Annotated in this window: 13 protein-coding genes; 10 read left to right on the forward strand and 3 right to left on the reverse strand. The window is 67.1% G+C overall.

Features of this window, described 5'->3' with window-relative positions; genetic code table 11:
• Positions 1 to 3: 3 nt before the first annotated feature.
• The 3 genes from LGM56_RS07010 to LGM56_RS07020 form a co-directional block, all read right to left on the reverse strand.
• Positions 4 to 1,029: a transglutaminase family protein gene (locus LGM56_RS07010; protein WP_226203760.1), complete on the reverse strand. Its 1,026-nt coding sequence runs from the start codon at positions 1,027 to 1,029 to the stop codon at positions 4 to 6.
• A gap of 8 nt (positions 1,030 to 1,037) precedes the next feature.
• Positions 1,038 to 1,979, reverse strand: coding sequence for an alpha-E domain-containing protein (locus tag LGM56_RS07015; RefSeq protein ID WP_089427755.1), 942 nt, complete (start codon positions 1,977 to 1,979; stop codon positions 1,038 to 1,040).
• Positions 1,980 to 2,043: 64 nt separating this feature from the next.
• On the reverse strand, positions 2,044 to 3,459 hold the full coding sequence (locus LGM56_RS07020) for a circularly permuted type 2 ATP-grasp protein (protein WP_046547558.1): 1,416 nt from the start codon (positions 3,457 to 3,459) through the stop codon (positions 2,044 to 2,046).
• Positions 3,460 to 4,059: 600 nt separating this feature from the next.
• On the opposite strand from LGM56_RS07020, the gene LGM56_RS07025 reads away from it, so the two are divergent.
• The 10 genes from LGM56_RS07025 (at position 4,060) to LGM56_RS07070 (ending at position 18,142) form a co-directional block, all read left to right on the forward strand.
• Positions 4,060 to 5,058, forward strand: a complete 999-nt coding sequence (locus LGM56_RS07025; RefSeq protein ID WP_089497216.1) for a LysR substrate-binding domain-containing protein — start codon at positions 4,060 to 4,062, stop codon at positions 5,056 to 5,058.
• A 711-nt stretch (positions 5,059 to 5,769) separates the two neighbouring features.
• Positions 5,770 to 6,213 carry a hypothetical protein gene (locus tag LGM56_RS07030; RefSeq protein ID WP_089497217.1) on the forward strand — a complete coding sequence of 148 codons (444 nt, stop codon included), beginning with the start codon at positions 5,770 to 5,772 and terminating at the stop codon, positions 6,211 to 6,213.
• Between the two features lie 63 nt (positions 6,214 to 6,276).
• Positions 6,277 to 7,080, forward strand: a complete 804-nt coding sequence (locus LGM56_RS07035; RefSeq protein ID WP_226203762.1) for a hypothetical protein — start codon at positions 6,277 to 6,279, stop codon at positions 7,078 to 7,080.
• A 105-nt stretch (positions 7,081 to 7,185) separates the two neighbouring features.
• Positions 7,186 to 9,885 carry a poly-beta-1,6 N-acetyl-D-glucosamine export porin PgaA gene (pgaA, locus tag LGM56_RS07040; protein WP_226203764.1) on the forward strand — a complete coding sequence of 900 codons (2,700 nt, stop codon included), beginning with the start codon at positions 7,186 to 7,188 and terminating at the stop codon, positions 9,883 to 9,885.
• Between the two features lie 18 nt (positions 9,886 to 9,903).
• On the forward strand, positions 9,904 to 11,994 hold the full coding sequence (gene pgaB / locus LGM56_RS07045; protein WP_226204220.1) for a poly-beta-1,6-N-acetyl-D-glucosamine N-deacetylase PgaB: 2,091 nt from the start codon (positions 9,904 to 9,906) through the stop codon (positions 11,992 to 11,994).
• On the forward strand, positions 11,991 to 13,262 hold the full coding sequence (pgaC, locus tag LGM56_RS07050) for a poly-beta-1,6-N-acetyl-D-glucosamine synthase (RefSeq protein WP_226203766.1): 1,272 nt from the start codon (positions 11,991 to 11,993) through the stop codon (positions 13,260 to 13,262). Before pgaB ends, pgaC begins: the two co-directional genes overlap by 4 nt.
• Positions 13,240 to 13,728: a Biofilm PGA synthesis auxiliary protein PgaD gene (locus LGM56_RS07055; RefSeq protein WP_089497221.1), complete on the forward strand. Its 489-nt coding sequence runs from the start codon at positions 13,240 to 13,242 to the stop codon at positions 13,726 to 13,728. Before pgaC ends, LGM56_RS07055 begins: the two co-directional genes overlap by 23 nt.
• A 118-nt stretch (positions 13,729 to 13,846) precedes the next feature.
• Complete coding sequence (glmS, locus tag LGM56_RS07060; RefSeq protein ID WP_226203768.1) at positions 13,847 to 15,670, forward strand: glutamine--fructose-6-phosphate transaminase (isomerizing); 1,824 nt, start codon at positions 13,847 to 13,849, stop codon at positions 15,668 to 15,670.
• Positions 15,667 to 16,935, forward strand: a complete 1,269-nt coding sequence (locus LGM56_RS07065) for a hypothetical protein (protein WP_226203770.1) — start codon at positions 15,667 to 15,669, stop codon at positions 16,933 to 16,935. The genes glmS and LGM56_RS07065 overlap by 4 nt, the downstream gene beginning before the upstream one ends.
• A gap of 373 nt (positions 16,936 to 17,308) precedes the next feature.
• Entirely contained in the window at positions 17,309 to 18,142 is an 834-nt protein-coding gene (locus tag LGM56_RS07070) for a c-type cytochrome (protein WP_226203772.1), read from the forward strand.
• Positions 18,143 to 18,152: the final 10 nt, after the last annotated feature.

The raw sequence follows: 18,152 nt of genomic DNA on the forward strand, positions 1-18,152 counted from the left end.
AGGTCAGACGAGCTCGGGCGTCTGCACGACGCTGATCTCGACACCGACGGCCGTCGCGCCGAGCCCCGTCACCGGCTGCGCGTCGCGATAGTCGAGGCCGACCGCGATGCGCACGTAGCGCTCGTCCGGGCAGCGATTCATGAACGGATCGAACCCGACCCAGCCGAGCCCTTCCACATACGCCTCGGCCCACGCATGGCCGGACGGCTGCTGCGTCAGCCCGGCCGCCTGCGACTGCGCGCCGTGCGCCGGCTGCGGCATCCCCTGGGACTGGGACTGGGACTGGGACTGGGACTGGGACTGGGACTGGGACTGCGACTGCGCGGCATGCGATGCACCGAGCACCTGCTGCATGCCCTCGCCGCTCTGCAGCGCGAGCGCTTCTTCCTCCTCGACGTCGCCCGCGTTCTGCTTCGCGTCGGCGATGCGCTGCATCGCGCTGTCCGCCAGCACGTAACCCGAGATATAGCGCGCGGGAATCTTCAGCACGCGCGCGGCCGCGATGAACGCATGCGCATGGTCGCGGCTCGTGCCCTCGCCGCTTTGCAGCGCGGTTTCCGCGTCGACCGGGGCGTCGGCGGCCAGGTTCGGCGCATACGCGATGCGGTCGTGCACTTCCGTCATCAGCCAGTGCAGCGCGTCGAGGCTGTGCGGCGCGATCGGCAGCGCTTGCGCGAGCGCACGCACGGTGTCGCCCGCCTTCGTCAGTGCGGTTTCGCGCTCGAAGATCCACGGCGGCGCATAGCCTTCAGGATGACCGAGTATGCCCGCGCGGTCCTGCGTCTCGACGACGCCGGCCGCGACGACGACGATCTCGGCCTTCGCGCCGCGGTCGTGCCGCACGAGGTCGATCCGGTTGCCGAGCCCGTCGGCATAGGACAGCGACGGCTCGACGCCGTCGATCGTGACCTGCCACGCGCGCACCGTCTGCCCGGGGCCCGACTGCGGGCGCAGCCGCAGCCGTTGCAGTGCATGGGTGGCTTGATCGTCGAACTGATAACGCGAGATGTGTCGGATGGCGAGTCGCATGGCAAGTCTCAGTCGAAGTTGTAAGCCTGGGCGATTTCGAGCCCGAGGCTGTTGTTGCGGCCGATGAAGTCGGTCAGGAACTCGTGCAGGCCGCTCTTGAAGATCCGCTCGACCGAGGTGTCGGACAGCATTTGCAGGATCTTCGTGGCCGTGTCGTGACACGGGTGTGTCACACCGTAATCCTTTGCGAGCAGGTTCAGGCTCGACACGACGCGCCCGTAGCAATAACGCAGCGAACGCGGCATGCGGCCGTTCAGGATCAGGTAGTCGGCGATGTTCATCGGCTTGTACTGCACGTCGTACACCCAGCGGTACGAACGGTGCGCGGCGACGCAGCGCAGGATCGTCTCCCACTGGTAGTTGTCGAGGATCGTGCCGACGTGCGACACCGACGGCAGCAGCAGGTGGTATTTCACGTCGATGATCCGCGCGGTGTTGTCGGCGCGCTCGACGAACGCGCCGATCTGCGCGAAATCGAAGATCTCGTTGCGCAGCATCGTGCTGTAGAAGCTGCCGAGGATCAGCGCGGTTTCGCGCTTCACCTGGTCGAGCACGGCCGGCAGTTCGCTCTCCGGCACCGGCTGCGCGAGCGCGCGGCGCAACGCGAGCCACGCGCCGTTCACACTCTCCCAGGCCTCGCGCGTGAGCGCCGTACGCACCATCCGCGCGTTCGAGCGCGCGGCGTCGATGCACGACAGCACGCTGGAAGGGTTGTCGCGGTCGCGCAGCAGGTAGTCGGTCACGGTATCGGCCGCATACGCGTCGTATTTCTGCCGGTAGCCGTCGTCCGTGCCCGAGCTGACGAGCACCGACGACCATTCGGCCGGCGCGTCGGACGTGCGCGTGAGCGCCATCCGCAGCCCGGCATCGACGATGCGCGCGATGTTCTCCGCGCGCTCGATATAGCGGTACATCCAGTAGAGGCCGCTTGCAGTACGTCCCAGAAGCATCTCGTGTCCACTCCGTCTTCGTTCGGTTGGCGCCCCGGTCGCGGGGCGCGCGGTCGCGTCCGGCTCAGTCGGCCAGCACCCAGGTGTCCTTGGTGCCGCCGCCCTGGCTCGAGTTGACGACGAGCGATCCCTCCTTCAGCGCGACGCGCGTCAGCCCGCCCGGCGTGATGCGGATCCGGTCAGACACCAGCACGAACGGCCGCAGGTCGACGTGGCGCGGCGCGAGGCCGGCTTCGGTCAGGATCGGCGTCGTGGACAGCGCGAGCGTCGGCTGCGCGATGTAGTTCGCGGGGCGCGCGCGCAGCTTCGCGGCAAACGCTTCGAGCTCGGCTTTCGACGCGCACGGCCCGACCAGCATCCCGTAGCCGCCCGAGCCGTGCACTTCCTTCACGACCAGTTCGTCGAGATGGTCGAGCACGTATTTCAGGCTGTCGGCTTCGCCGCAGCGCCAAGTCGGCACGTTCTCCAGCAGCGCCTTGCGCCCCGTGTAGAACTCGACGATCTCCGGCATGTACGAGTAGATCGCCTTGTCGTCGGCGATGCCGGTGCCGGGCGCGTTCGCGATCGTGATGTTGCCCGCGCGGTACACGTCCATGATCCCGGCGACGCCGAGCACCGAATCGGGGCGGAACGTGAGCGGATCGAGGAACGCGTCGTCGACGCGGCGGTACAGCACGTCGATCGGCTGGAAGCCTTCGGTCGTGCGCATCGCGACGCGGCCGTCGATCACCTGCAGGTCGCTGCCCTCGACGAGATGCACGCCCATCTGGTCGGCGAGGAACGAATGTTCGTAGTACGCGGAATTGTGGATGCCGGGCGTGAGCACGGCGACGGTCGGGTTGTCGGCATTGCCGCCCGGCGGGCACACGGCCGCGAGCGACTGGCGCAGCATCTGCGGATAGGTCTCGACCGGGCGCACCTTCACCTGCTGGAACAGCTCCGGGAAGAGCTGCATCATCGTCTCGCGGTTTTCCAGCATGTACGACACGCCGGACGGCGTGCGCGCGTTGTCTTCCAGCACGTAGAATTCGTTCTCGCCGGTGCGCACGATGTCCACGCCGATGATGTGCGTGTAAACGTTTCCGGGCGGCCGGAAATCGATCATCTCCGGGATGAACGCTTCGTTGTGCGCGATCAGGTGCTTCGGCACGATGCCCGCGCGCACGATTTCCTGGCGGTGGTAGATGTCGTCGAGGAACGCGTTGAGCGCCATCACGCGCTGCTCGATGCCGAGCGACAGCCGGCTCCATTCGGCGCCCGAGATGATGCGCGGGACGATGTCGAACGGAATCAGCCGCTCGGCGGCCTCCGCGTCGCCGTAGACGGCGAACGTGATGCCCGTCTTGCGGAACACGCCTTCCGCGTCGTAGGCCTTCTGGGCGAGGCTCGCGGGATTCTGCGTGTCGAGCCACTGCTTCAGGCGCGCGTAGGGCGCCCTTACCATGTCGCCGGATTGCAGCATTTCATCGAATGGCTTCATCGATCTTTTCTCCATCGATCGTTTTCCCCGGCATTGCGCATGCCGGACCGGCGTAATGAATGCTTTGCAAGGAACGTGCCTTGCGCGATCCCCTCGATATCCCCCCGTTTTTGCGCCGCGCCGGGCACGCCCGCGCGGCATTGCGCACCATCACGGTGCAGCGTCCGACGCGACGGGCGACGACGGTGCGTCGCCGGCGCGCACGGTTCATGCTGCGCCGCGTCTTTCGAACATAGTTCCCCCGCGTGTCACGAATGTGCAATCTGCACTGCACAAAAAACGGCTCGCCCCGGCATCGGGCCACCGGAACGAAAGAATGGGAAGGCGGGCCGGCACGCGCACGGCGCAACCGGCCCTGGGGAAGTACCGTCTGCGGCCGCACCGGCAGTTCGACGCGATGAACTGTCCGGTTAAGCCGGGTCCGGCACCTCAACGCTATGCAGCCGTAATCCCGCCGACAACGCCCATGCATATTTCGACTGACACCCATCGAAAAAAAACATCGGGTCGAGCGGCGCGAGGCGCGGTACGCTAGAACGTTCGTGCAGCACACGGTGCCGCCGCCTTTCAGGCGCCCGACTATAAAAAGCGAAGATCGAAATGGAAGCAAAGTGGCTGGAAGATTTCCTGAGCCTTGCGGATACCAAGAGCTTTTCCCGGGCCGCGCGTAACCGGCACCTCACGCAATCGGCATTCAGCAGACGAATAGCGGCACTCGAAACCTGGATGGACGCGAAGCTGGTGGACCGGAGCATCAACCCGATCACGCTCACGCCAGCCGGCCAGATGTTCCGCGGGCTCGCCGCGGACATCCTGCGCAGCATGTATGCGGCGCGCAATCTCGTGAACGGCTACGACCAGTTCGCGGCCAGCGACCAGGTCGTGCGTTTCGCGGTGGCCCATACGCTCGTCTTCACGCTGTTTCCCGAATGGCTCAAGCAGCTCAACGGCGAGGTCGGCCACGTCACCGCGCGCGTCAACGCGGTGAACGTGCCGGAAGGCGTGCAGCAGCTCGTCGAAGGCGAATGCGACCTGCTGCTCGGCTACCACCATCCGCAGTTGCCGATCGTGCTCGACCCGAACCACTTCCCGTTCGTCAGCCTCGGCGTCGAACGGATCCTGCCCGTGTCGACACCCGATGCGCGCGGCAAGCCCGTGTTCCAGCTGCCGGGCACCCCCGATGCACCGCTGCCGCTGCTCGCGTATTCGTCGGGTGCGTTTCTCGGCAACATCGTCGAGATGCTGCTGCTGAATGCCACCGAGCCGTACGTGCTGCACCGCTGCTTCGAGACGCATATGTCCGAGGCGTTGAAGGGCATGGTCGTGGCCGGGCACGGGATCGGCTGGCTGCCGGAAAGCTGCGTCGCGAAGGAACTCGCGGAAGGCACGCTCGTATGCGCGGGTTCCGGCGACTGGATCACCGAGCTCGAAATCCGCCTGTACCGGTCGGCCCGCAAGCGCGGGCTCGCGGCCGAGCAACTGTGGACCTACATCATGAACCGGCCGCGCACGGCGGTCGAAGATGCAGCCGGCGCGGCCGAACCCGCGGCCGCACCGGCGATGCGGATCGCCCGGCGCAGCGCGGGCGGCAGCCGCTGATCGTCGCGTTCGCGTCGCTCCCGCGGACGACGCGAACACCAGTCCGGTTGGCGGCAATCCGGTGCGCGCATCCATTCGCGTCGCGCCGCTGCCCGAATTCGCACCCCGCTCGCCGGTAGCAATCAACGATCCCGCTTTAGCCTGAAAAATGACCGCGCCGGACGCGTAATCGATATCAGACGAATCGCAATCGTTTGCATTCCGGCGATGAACTTTTTACGTCCGACATAGCACGCCGGTATTTTCCGTCTGATTATCAGGACAGCAATACCCTGTTACAGAACAAATTAAAAGTTTCGATTTACCTGTAACAATCTAAACTACCCACAACGCCTCCTCCGCATTTCATATCGCGCGACTTGTATCTGGATCGATTTCAATTCCCCTGGAACACAGTCGCAAAAATTCCTTTTATCAGTCGTTATTTTTCGGCACGAATGGCCATACGTCCGACGTGATTCAATGCGTGCTCGATCATCGCTACCGAATAGCAATATTCATATTCGGCAATATCGACTTTCTTCATAGCTAAGAGATTCATACGAATACGTCGCAATCCTATTTAAATAGGATATTTAAAGCCGTTCCATTCAGGCCACACGCGGTTGTTGGTTCAAAGTCCATCGTGTATCAATAGCGTGTCGCAAAAAGAACGCTGGCAAATCTGACTCGGAATAAATGCTCGCCATTGATTCCGGACGGGAGGTTGCAATGTCTTCCTCGTTTCGACAGCATGCTCGCCCTTTCCTGAGCGTCTTCCTCTGCACGCTCAGCATGAATGCGATGGCCCAGACGCTCGCGTCCCAGCCACCCGCGTCCGCACCCGCCCCTGCATCCGCCCCGGGTGCGGATCGCTACGTCATCTCGTATATCTGCGGCGATGCGCGGATCGACGGTACCGCCCCGCTGCCGCCCGACGGCCGGCCGTACAACCTGGGCGTGTCGTTTGCTTCGGCCAAGACAGGGCAGCCGCTCGCCAACGTCCAGGTGCGCCTGCGGCGACATGGCCGCGTCCTCGTCGAATTCAATGCGGCAGGGTCGCGTTGCCTGTTCAGCGTGCCCGATGCGAGCTACCGGGTCGAAGGAACCTATCAGGGCGCGACCCAGTTCGCGATCGTCGAAACCGGTGCGCTGACCACGCAGTTGAAATGGTGACCGCCACCTGAGCGCACCCCAATCACGTCTTACACCAGAACGTATCGAATCGAGGAGACATGAATGACTCGTGCAGAACGACAGGACGGCTCGCCCGCCCACCCGCCGAAACCCTCCTGGGGTCCCGGAAAGAACGCGGCGCTCAGCGTCGCCGCATTCGCCGCGATCTTCGGCATCTTCGCGTACGCCGAACGGGACACGACGGTCGGCCATGCGAGCGTGACGCACGACCTCTCCGGCGCGATCGGCACCGCCGTCGGGAAAACCCGCAACGCGATCATGACCCTTGCCTCGCACGCAACCGCAACGGGACCGTCCGGAACCTCGGCCGAGCCCGGGGCAGCCTCGACACGCACGCCGGCCTCGCCGCCCGCGCCGCCGTCGCAGGTCGCGTCGGCTTCGGCCGCGCCCGAGGTATCCACCGCGCCGCCCGTCTCGCTCGCGGTCGAACCGAAAGCCGCGCGGCAGCCCGCCCCCCAAGCCGTCGCGAAACAGCGGCAGTCGGCGCATGCGCCGCCCGTGACGCTCGCGGCCGGTACGCATGCGGCATCGGCCTACGGTCGCGCCGCCACGCGGCACGGCGCCGCGCACCGTGCGCAACGTGCCGAAGCGCTGGCCGGCGCGAGCAGGCGCCTGGACTTCGCCCCCAAGCCCCGGCCGGATGGCACCGACACCCTGCGCATGCAGACGGCCAGCATCACGCACGCGGAGCTGGAAAGCGCGCGTGCGCTGGCGAAGGCGCGCTCGTGCGCGGTGATCGACGAATGGGACTGTGTGGAACACAACGCGAGCCGGGCGCTCGCGATCGACCCCAAGAACAGCGAATCGCGCGCCTTGCTCGGTCAGGCGATCCGCAACCGGCTGTAAGTCGGGTCCGCATCGCCGGGCACTCGCAGCCCGGCCGCGCGACGTGCGACGACGTGCGTCGTCAGGCGGGCAACCGATGTGATCGTGTCAAAAGGAGGACACCTCGTGGACAACAATCGGAAACAACAATGCACCACCGTCGCTCCGTCCAGCCGACGGCTCCTCCTGCATGCGCCGCTGGTGTTGCTGCTCGTCGCGTCTGGCCCCTGCTTCTCCGCCGACGGCGATCCGGAAGCCGGCCGCGTCAACGAATTCGCCGGGACCCGCGGTGCCCCGGATGCGGTGCCGCGCGGTGCGCAGCCGACGGTCGTATCGATCCAGATTGCCCAGGCCGAGGTCCCCCCGCCCCCACATGCGCCGACGCCGATCGCGCAGGCTTCGGATGCGTCGATGCAGATCGCGCAGGCGTCGAACCCGCAGCAGCAGCCCCTGCCGACCACGGTCGTGGTGGAACCGGAGGCGCCGCCATCGAGCGCCGCGGTGCCGGGTGCGCGTTCGCCGGATACGGCGAATACGCCGGCACCGGTCGCGCAGACATCGACAGCGCCGATGCTGCTTGCGCAGGCCGAGAACGCCCGCCAGCCCGAAGCGCCGACGCCCGCCGCCGCGACGGGGTCCGACACGTCCGCCTCCCCTTCGCCGGCGCCGCTCGCGCCGCCTTCGGACACCCCGCCGAAGATCGAACAAGCGGCACCCGCCACGCCGCCGCTTGCGCCGACGCAAACCGCGCAGGTATCCGGCACGCCGATGCCGAACTCGCCCGCGCCCGTTCCCCAGATGCCTGGCGCGCCGCCGCCGTCGTCCCCGGCGCCGAACGCGCAGACGCCCGGCGCCCAGTTGCCCGGCGAGCCGACCCAGCGATCGCAGGGGCCCGACGTCGAAACGCCGAATGCCCAGGCACCGAATCTGCGTACCGCCGACGTCGAGACCGTGCGCAACGACGTGTTCGGCCTCGCGGCGAGCGGCGGCGCGGTCAAGGCGCTCGATGAAGCGAAGGCCCGCCCCGATGCGTTCTCCGCCGTCGACATCGCGCAACTGGAAGAACTGTCGATTCGCCAGCAGGTGCGCGGCGGCCGCGACAAGTCGCGCTCGATGACGAGCGCCGACCGCTTCGACGGGATCGACACCGCGCTGCGCGCGGCAGACGATCTCGACAAGCGGATGCCGGCCACGCCCGAGTACACGCCGGTCAGGACTGCGCTCGCGGGCGACCGGACGGTCGCCCTTGCGGCGCGCGGCGACATGAAGCAGGCCGTCGCGACGTTCGAGACGATTCCGTCCAACGCGGAAATCTCGATCGACGCGCTGGCGGCCGTGGGCGACGCCTACCTGTACCTGAGCGAACCGGGCAAGGCGAATGCCGTGTACCAGCGCGCGCTGAAGCAGGCGACCGCGTCGCCGACGGATCGCGCGACCCGCGGCTTCCAGTACGGCGAACGCACGCGTCCGATCGAACTGCGCGAAGGGCTGTTCTGGTCGTACATCGACCAGGGACGCGCGGCGGACGCAAAGCAGGCGCTCGACGACATGGGCGCGTCGCTGCCGCCGGCCAAGCAGGTGACCAACGTCGGTCCGGGAGAAAGCGACTATCTGCGCTACTACCGGCTGCGTGCGCAATACCTGATCTTCACGGGTCACCCCGATGAAGGGATCGCCGCACTCGAAGAGCTCGAGAAAGAGGTGCCGTTCAACGCGGAGGTTCGCGCCGCGCACGCCGACGCTGTGTCAGGCCAGGCGCATCCGCGCCAGGCGATCGCGATGTATCGCGCGTCGCTGACCGACCACCCCGACAGCGTCGAGATGCTCGCGGGCCTCGGTCGCGCATCGCTCACGGCAGACGACTACGCGACCGCGAAGTACGTCGACCAGACGCTGGACAACACGTTCCCCGACAGCGGCGCCGTGCGGGGCTTCAAGCGCGACTACAACGCGTACCGCAGCCCGGTCTTCACGACCGACCTGAGCTTCGAGCACGGCAACAGCGCCCTCGCCGACAACAGCTTCACGTCGGACAGCTACCTCTATTCGCAACCGTTCGGCGACAACTGGCGGGTCTTCGCGCACACGTTCTACGGCCATGCGCAAACCGACAGCGGCAGCGTCAGCCGCACGCGCACGGGCATCGGCGGCGACTACCGGCACGGGCCGCTTACCGTGCAGGGCGAAGTCACGCGCTCGCTCGGCGGGGACGGACGCACGGGCGGCCGCGGATCGATCGCGTACGCGCTGAACGACTACTGGACCGTCAGCGGCGGACTCGATTCCAACGACAACTCGCTGCCGTGGAAGGCGTACGCCGCGCACATCTGGGGCCGCTCGGCGAACGTGTCGGTGGTGTATCGCCAGAACGACCGTCGCGAGGTCAAGCTGAGCTACGGCGTGAGCCGCTACAGCGATTCGAACTTCCACCAGGAGATCTCGGCGACCGCCACGCAGCGCGTGTACACGACCGCCACCCAGCAGGTCAACGTCTCGCTGGATCTCGGCACCGACAGCAACACGCGCACGAACGCGCCCTACTTCAGCCCGGGCCGCGACTACGCAGCCGCGGCCACCGTCATGCACCAGCTGACGCTGTGGAAGAAGGGCGACATGGGGCTGCAGCAGCGCGTCTCGGTGTCCGGCGGCATGTACAACGAGCGCGGCTTCGGCACCAGCGCCCTGTGGAGCGCGCGCCTCGAGCACGCATGGACCTTCAAGCACGACATCACGCTGAGCTATGGCGTGGAGGTCAGCAGCCACGCGTACGACGGCCAGCGCGAACGCTCCGAAACCGGCTTCATGTCGGTCAACCTGCCGTTCTAGCAAGGAGATCGAGCCATGCTGCAATCCAGACGGACCTTCATGTGCGGATGCATGGGCGCATTTGCCGCCTGTTCGCTGTTTCCGGGCGTGACCAATGCCAGGATGATCGACCTGCTTCCGCCGTCCGATCCGGCCGACGGCAAGACGTTTCGCGTGATCTGCATGCATGACGTGCGTGACAACCTGATGGCGACGTTCAACTCCGGTACGGCGATGGTCGACGCGTTCGCGGTCGATACCGGCACGCTGACCGCCATCTTCTCGTGGCTGCAGACTAACAACTACCACACCATCACGGTCAAGCAGATCGAGGAGTCGCGGCACGGCGGCAAGCCGCTGCCGCCGCGCTCGGTGCTGCTCACGTTCGACGACGGCTTTCGCAGCCACTACACGAAAGTGCTGCCGCTGCTCGAGCGCTTCAAGTATCCGGCGGTGATGGGCCTCGTCACCGCGTGGATCGACACCCCGCCGGATACGCCGATCCGCATCAGCGACAAGGTTCAGGTGCCGCGCGACTATTTCCTGTCGTGGGACGAGGTGAAGAAGCTCGGCCAGTCGCCGTTCGTCGAGCTCGGTTGCCACACCCACAATCTCCATCACGGCGCGGTCGCGAATCCGCAGGGCAACGAATTGCCGGCGACCACGTCGCATCTCTACCTGCAAGACCAGAAGCGCTACGAAACCGACGCCGAATTCCACGCACGCGTGCACGACGACCTGCAGACTTGTGTGCGGCAGATCCGCGAACGCACGGGCATCGTCGCACGGTCGATGGTGTGGCCATACGGCGCGGAAAACCAGCCGGTGCGCCAGATCTCGACATCGCTCGGGATGGACATCCAGTTCAGTCTCGATGCCGGCCCGAATACGCCGGACGTGCCGCTGGATCGGTTGCGGCGGATCCTGATGATGTACGACGTCGACATCGGCGGGTTCGAGCGCTCGATGCGCGAGCCGGCATCGAACCGCGGCGACGTCGACGTGCCCGAGCGCACCGTGCAGGTCGATCTCGACCAGGTCTACGATCCGGACCCCGCGCGGCAGGAAGCGAATCTCGGCAAGCTGATCGAACGCATCTACCGGATGCAGCCGAAATCGGTGTACCTGCAGGCGTATGCGGACCCGAAAGGCACGGGCGTGGCCGAATCCGTGTATTTCCCGAACCGGCACCTGCCGATGCGCGCCGACCTGTTCTCGCGCGCCGCGTGGCAGCTCAACACGCGCGCCAACGTGCAGGTGTATGCCTGGATGCCGGTGCTCGCGTTCCGGCCGCCGGCCGACAAGCTGCGCGGGCTCGAGGCCGTGAGCGCCTACGGCGGCGCGCCGGCCCGCGAGAACGGCACGCGCACGTTCCGGCTGAGCCCGTTCGACCCGGATGCGCGGCTGATGATCCAGCAGGTCTACGAGGATCTCAGCAAGCACGCCTCGTTCAGCGGCATCCTGTTCAGCGACGACGCGGTGCTCGACGACTACGAGGATGCGGGCCGGCACGCGCTGCGCATCTATTCGCAGTGGGGGCTGCCGGCCGACGTCGGCAAGATCCGCGAGAACCCCGACCTGCTGAAGCGCTGGACCCGCCAGAAGTCGCGCTACCTGATCGACCTGACCAGGCAGCTGGAACAGGTCGTGCTGGCCCACCAGAACGTGGGCGACGTGCTGACCGCGCGCAACATCTTCGCGATGCCGGTGCTCAAGCCCGAATCGGAAGCGTGGTACGCGCAGAACTACGACGATTTCCTCGCGACCTACGACTACGTCGCGCTGATGGCGATGCCGTACATGGAGCAGGCGAAGGATCCCGACGGCTGGCTGGACCAGCTCGTGAAAGCCGTGCACGCGAAGCAGCGCGGCCTGCAGCGCACCGTGTTCGAACTGCAGTCGTACGACTGGCACGCCCAGAAGCCGGTGCCGGCCAGCACGCTGCTCGCGCAGATGCGGCGGCTGCGCAGCGAAGGCGCGGTGAATTTCGGCTACTACCCGGACAACTTCCTGAACGGACAGCCGGAACTCGACGCGATGCGCGACGTGATGTCGCTGAAGTCCCGCCTCGACCCGACCTCGATCAACGCGCTGATGCAACAACATACGCAGGGGACGAAGACGCCATGACCACCCACAGCATCATCCAGCGCCTGCAGGATTTCGTCTTCTACTACCCGTTCTTCATGTCGTACCTGTGGATGATCGGCGGCGTCGTGCACTACTTCCTGCTCGAGGAAGGCCGCGAGCTGTCCACGCGGACGATCGCGTCGAGCGGCATTCCGAAGATCTCGATCGTCGTGCCCTGCTTCAACGAAGCCGCGAACGCGCGCAGCGTGATCAGCCACCTGGACCGGATGCAGTATCCGAACTACGACATCATCGCGGTCAACGACGGCAGCCAGGATCGCACCGGCGAGATCCTCAACGAGCTGGCCGTCGAGATCCCGCGGTTGCTCGTGATCCATCACGCGCGCAACGAAGGCAAGGCGGTCGGGCTCACGACCGCGGCGGCCGTGTCGAACGCGGAATACCTGCTCTGCATCGACGGCGATGCGCTGCTCGCGCACGACGCGATCGGCTGGATGCTCGAGCATTTCCTGACCGATCCGGGCGTCGGCGCCGTGACCGGCAACCCGCGCATCCGCACGCGCACGTCGCTGCTCGGCCGCATGCAGGTCGGCGAATTCTCGTCGATCGTCGGGCTGATCAAGCGCACGCAGCAGGTGTACGGCCGCATCTTCACGGTATCCGGCGTGATCACGATGTTCCGCAAGACCGCGCTCGCCGACGTCGGCTACTGGAGCTCGGACATGCTGACCGAGGACATCGACATCAGCTGGAAGCTGCAGTGCCGCGACTGGCGCGTCGTGTACGAGCCGCACGCGCTGAGCTGGATCCTGATGCCCGAGACGGTGAAGGGCCTGTACCGGCAGCGCTTGCGCTGGTCGAAGGGCGGCATCCAGGTGCTGATGAAGTACGCGGGCACGCTCGCGCGGCCGACGCAGATGATGATGTGGCCGCTGTTCGCCGAGTACCTGATCGGCATCGCATGGGCGTACTCGATGACGTTCATCCTGCTGCTCGCGCTCATCAATGTCGTGTACCCGCTGCCGCAAGACTGGCACGTATCGGTCGTGCCGCACTGGCACGGCATGCTGCTGGTCGCCACCTGCATCCTGCAACTGATCATCGGCAGCATGATCGATCGTCGTTACGACGAAAAACTCCTGATGTATTTCCTGGACACCATCTGGTATCCCGTCGCCTTCTGGCTGATCAGCATGATCACCACCGTCGTCGCCCTGCCAGCCATCGTGCTGCGGGGCCGCGGCAAGCGGGCCGTATGGGTCAGCCCCGACCGAGGCATTCAACATGAAGAACGCACCGATTATTGACCTTTCCCTGCGCACACCGCGCGAACTGATCGCCGAGCGCGGCCGCATCATCGGGTCCGTGCTGACCATCTGGTTCCGGCTCCTGCGGCCGGCGCTGGTGGGCGCCGTGTGGGCATCGATCTGCATCTACACGTACCGCTACCTGCTGCCGTTCAATCCGGCCGAGATGCCGATCGAACAGATGGTGTTCTACGCGACCAGCATCGCGCTCATCGCGGGCACCATCGTCATGTGGCTGATCGCCGGGCGCGTCGTGCATCCGCTGGCCTACCGGCTGCGCGTGTCGAAGATGCTGCGGCGCTCGGCCAGCGCGAAGGTGCGCTCGGTGCCGCCGACCGTGCTGGCAAGCGCCCGCCGGCGCGGCGCGCGGCGCACGACGCGCATTCTCGTCGCGTCGCACGACGCGAACGGCTCGATTTCCGACATCGAATGGGTAGCCCACGCGGGGCCGCAGCCCCGCGAGTAGGTCAGCGGAGACGCGCCGTTGCGCACGGGACGTCATTCGTACGACGCGGCGCTACTCCAGATACCGCGCTGCCGCACTTCGCCGGCAGCCCGGCAACCTTTTGTGGACGAGGTGAATCATGTGCGGAATCGTCGGAGCAAGCGGACTGAACAACCAGGTCCCGCAACTGGTCAATGCGCTGAGCAGGCTCGAGTATCGCGGCTACGATTCGTGCGGCATTGCCGTACAGGACGACGGCCGCCTGCGCAGCGAACGCACGTTGCGGCGCGTGACCGACCTGCAGGCCCGCGTGCTGACGCTGGGTCTCGAAGCGCAGACCTGCATCGCGCATACGCGCTGGGCGACCCACGGCGCACCGTCCGAAATGAACGCGCATCCGATCATGTCCGGCGACACGATCGCGGTCGTGCACAACGGCATCATCGAGAACCACGACACGCTGCGCGTGGAGCTGCGGGAGCGCGGCTATACGTTTCGCGGCCAGACCGACACCGAGGTGATCGCGCACCTGATCCACAGCCTCTATCGCGACGACCTGTTCGACGCCGTCGTGCGCGCCGTCAAGCGGCTGCACGGCGCGTACGCGATCGCGGTGCTGAGCGCGAAGGAGCCGCAGCGCCTCGTCGCCGCGCGCGCCGGCTCGCCGCTCGTGATCGGCATCGGCGCCGAACAGAACTACCTCGCGTCGGACTGCGCGGCGCTCGGCGACCTGACCGACCGCTTCGTCTACCTGGAAGACGGCGACGTCGCGCTGATCACGCCGGACCGGATCGCCGTGGTCGACTCGGGCGGGCACGAGGCCCAGCGCCCGCTGTGCCATGTGAAGGCGCGCGAAGGCGACGCCGCGCTCGGCCCGTACCAGCATTTCATGCAGAAGGAGATCTTCGAGCAGCCGAAGGCGATCGCCAGCACGCTCGACGGCATCGACACGATTTCGCCGGCGTTGTTCGACGCGACCGACGACACGCGCGCGCTGCTGTCGCGAGTGAAGAACGTGCTGCTGCTCGGCTGCGGCACCAGCTACTACGCGGGGCTGACCGCGAAGTACTGGCTGGAGGCCATCGCGGGCGTGCCCGCCCAGGTCGAGATCGCCAGCGAATTCCGCTACCGCGAGACGGTGCCCGATCCGCGCACGCTCGTCGTCGGCATTTCGCAATCGGGCGAGACGGCCGACACGATCGGCGCGATCGAGCAGGCGCGCGACATGGGCCAGGCACTGTCGATGGCGATCTGCAACGTGGCGACCAGCACGATCGCGCGCAACGCGCCGCTGCGGTTCCTGACGCGGGCCGGCATCGAGCTCGGCGTCGCGTCGACCAAGGCGTTCACGACGCAGCTCGTCGCGCTGTTCGTGCTGACGCTGACGCTCGCGCAGCTGCGCGGCCGGCTCGACGCGAAGCAGGTCGCGCTGCACCTGAAGCAGCTGCATGCGCTGCCCGAGCGCATCGGCCACGCACTCGCGCTCGAAACGCAGATCATGGGCTGGGCCACGAAGTTCGCACGCACCGAGAACGCGCTGTTCCTCGGGCGCGGCATTCATTTCCCGATCGCGATGGAAGGCGCGCTGAAGCTCAAGGAGGTGTCGTACATCCACGCGGAAGGCTATGCGGCCGGCGAACTGAAGCACGGCCCGCTCGCGCTCGTCACGAGCGCGATGCCGGTCGTCACGATCGCGCCGGACGACCGCCTGTTCCAGAAGCTGAAATCCAACATGGCCGAGGTACGCGCGCGCGGCGGACGGCTCTACGTGCTGGCCGGCGACCAGCTCGGGATCGACGCCGACCGCGACACGCATCTGATCCGCGTGCGCGAATCGGGCGACGTGCTGTCGCCGATCGTCAACGTGATTCCGCTGCAACTGCTCGCCTATCACGTCGGCTGCGCGCGCGGCGCCGACGTCGACAAGCCGCGCAACCTCGCGAAATCGGTGACCGTCGAATGAAGGGGCGAACGCGCCCGGCACAGGCGGTCGCGCAGCGCGTCGCGGCCGCGCTGTGCGGCGCATGCGGCATCGTCACGGCGATGCCGCCCGCCTTCGCCGCCACACCGGTCGTGCATACGGTCACCGTGCAGGGCGGCCCTTCATCTCGCCCGGCCGTCGATCCGCGTAGCTTCATGCACGGCATCGGCGTGGCCGACGCCGGCAACGGCAAGCGCTGGGTGTTCTTCAGCAGCTCGGGTGTCGTGCCGCGCGGCGCGATGCGCGGCGGCAGCTGGCCGCATGACGTGTACGTCGGCGAATGGCTGCCCGGCAAGCCGAACCTGCTGCACGTCCGCCCGTTCATCAGCCGCCCCGAGGCGCAGGAGCCCGTGTCGATCGCGCAGAACGCGCGCGGCGACATCTTCGTCACGTTCGAGGACGGCTGGAACGCGCCGCAGGAAGTCAGCCAGCGCTACGGCGTCTACCGCCGCGACCTGAAGCCGATCAAGCCCTACCCGAACGACGTCGAATCGGGCGGCCACTCGGGGCATGTCGCCACGGCGGCCGACCGCTTCGTCGTGTTCTATTCGGCCGACTGGATCGACGGCGGCGGCGTCGACAACCTCGGCACCGGCAACGGCGTGTACGTGAAAACCTACGACGCGGCCGGGCGCGTGCTGAACCATGTCGCGGTCGTGCCGCACCGCCGCGAGTGGTGGCCCGTCGTCGCGGGCTCGCCGCATACGGCGCTGCTCGTGTGGCAGAAATACATCGAGGGCAGCACGGACGCGACGCTCGAATACGCGATGTTCGACCCGGTCACGGCGAAGCTGGACAAGCTGGGGACGCTGAACGACGCGATCCAGTACTACGTGTATTCGTCGGCTTACGTGCCGGAGATCGACCGCTTCATCGTCGTCACGACGACGGCGGACGATCGCGGCGTCGCGATGCTGATCGCGCCGGACGGCCGCCGCACGGCGACGCTCGACTGCCTGCCGGCGTCGGTGCGCGAATCCGGTATCGGGGTGTCCGGCTCGCATGCGTACGTACCGATCCGCGACGGGCGGCTGCTGACGCTCGCGCTCGGGCCGTCGGACATTTCAGCGAGCGGCGTGCAGCGGTCGCCGATTCCGTGGGGTTTGACCGGTATCGCCGGCTTCCCGGGGAGCGGCACCGCGATGCATTTCGTGTCGCTGACGCCGTCGGGCACGCGCGAAGCCGATTTCGAACCGGCCCGGGAAACGCCGATGCCGAAGAGCGCAGTGCCTTGTTCGAGTCATTGACAGTGGCTCTGTAGCGCGATCGCCGTCGAGGCGGCGGGCCGGCTGCTCTCACCCCGGGCCGGGCCGTCGCCCCGCCTCTTCCGCCTCTTCCGCCTCTTCCGCCTCTTCCGCCTCTTCCGCTCCTTCCGCTCCTTCCGCTCCTTCCGCTTCTTCCGCTTCTTCGTGCTCAAACCTCGCCCCGCAATGCCGCCTCCCTCTCGCGGGCCGGCCGCCAGCCGCGCTGCCGCCGGCCGGCCCGATCATGACTGGCCGCCCCATCCCCGCGCCGCAGTCGCCAGCGCCGCGCGTACCGGATAGACTGTCGCCCGATTCCTTCCATCGGCCGCGGCCAGCCACTCCGGTCGCCGCCGGAATGCCCTTTCCCGGAGAACGAATGCTGAAGCGCCGGTGGTTTTCGCTTTTGCTGCTGACGGTTTGCCTGATCGGACAACGCGCGTGGGCCCAGTCCGCGCTCGAACTCGAGACCGACGGCACGGCCCGCGCCCTCACCCGGCAGACGCTGCTCGCGCGCCCCGATGCCGCCGACATCCACGTGCCGCGCGACATCGCGTACGGCCGGCCGATGACGTTCCGCGCGGTGCCGTTCGCCGCGCTGCTCGGCGACAGGCTGCCGGCCGACGGTGTGCTCGAAACCCGTGCCGCCGACGGCTTCGCCGCGCAACTGCCGCTGGACCTCGTGCGCCGCCGCCCGCAGGCGGGCGCCATCCCGTGGCTCGCGATCGAGGATCCGGCGCATCCGTGGCCGACGCTGCCCGGCAAACAGGTCAGCGCCGGGCCGTTCTACCTGGTCTGGCTCGGGCCTGACGCGTCGTCGGTGCGCGGCGAGCAGTGGCCGTACCAGATCGTGCGCGTCACGATCGAATCGTCGCCGCTCGCGCGCTGGCCGTCGCTCGCCGTCGATGCCGCGCTGCCTGCAAACGACCCGGCTCGCGCGGGCCAGCACCTGTTCGTCACGCAATGCCTCGCGTGCCACCGCCTCGACGGCGCGGGCAGCAGCCATGCCGGCCCCGACCTGAACACGCCGATGAACCCGGTCGACTACTTCCAGCCCGCCGCGCTGCGCCGCTATATCCGCAACCCGGCGTCGGTGCGCGACTGGCCGGGCCGCAGCATGCCGGCGTTTCCGCCCGACCAGCTGAGCGACCGCGAACTCGACCAGATCGTCGCGTATCTCGCTTATATGGCGCGGCGCAAGGCCGCTCAGTAACGCGCGGCTG

The sequence above is a fragment of the Burkholderia sp. AU38729 genome (assembly GCF_020419725.1).
GTDB lineage: Bacteria > Pseudomonadota > Gammaproteobacteria > Burkholderiales > Burkholderiaceae > Burkholderia.

Excerpts from the sequence above, each read along its gene's own strand:
- LGM56_RS07020 (WP_046547558.1), bottom strand. The coding sequence starts at position 3,459 with ATGAAGCCATTCGATGAAATGCTGCAATCCGGCGACATGGTAAGGGCG.
- pgaC (WP_226203766.1), top strand. The coding sequence starts at position 11,991 with ATGACCACCCACAGCATCATCCAGCGCCTGCAGGATTTCGTCTTCTAC.
- LGM56_RS07010 (WP_226203760.1), bottom strand. The coding sequence starts at position 1,029 with ATGCGACTCGCCATCCGACACATCTCGCGTTATCAGTTCGACGATCAA.
- LGM56_RS07065 (WP_226203770.1), top strand. The coding sequence starts at position 15,667 with ATGAAGGGGCGAACGCGCCCGGCACAGGCGGTCGCGCAGCGCGTCGCG.
- LGM56_RS07025 (WP_089497216.1), top strand. The coding sequence starts at position 4,060 with ATGGAAGCAAAGTGGCTGGAAGATTTCCTGAGCCTTGCGGATACCAAG.
- LGM56_RS07055 (WP_089497221.1), top strand. The coding sequence starts at position 13,240 with ATGAAGAACGCACCGATTATTGACCTTTCCCTGCGCACACCGCGCGAA.
- glmS (WP_226203768.1), top strand. The coding sequence starts at position 13,847 with ATGTGCGGAATCGTCGGAGCAAGCGGACTGAACAACCAGGTCCCGCAA.
- LGM56_RS07015 (WP_089427755.1), bottom strand. The coding sequence starts at position 1,979 with ATGCTTCTGGGACGTACTGCAAGCGGCCTCTACTGGATGTACCGCTAT.
- LGM56_RS07035 (WP_226203762.1), top strand. The coding sequence starts at position 6,277 with ATGACTCGTGCAGAACGACAGGACGGCTCGCCCGCCCACCCGCCGAAA.
- LGM56_RS07070 (WP_226203772.1), top strand. The coding sequence starts at position 17,309 with ATGCTGAAGCGCCGGTGGTTTTCGCTTTTGCTGCTGACGGTTTGCCTG.
- LGM56_RS07030 (WP_089497217.1), top strand. The coding sequence starts at position 5,770 with ATGTCTTCCTCGTTTCGACAGCATGCTCGCCCTTTCCTGAGCGTCTTC.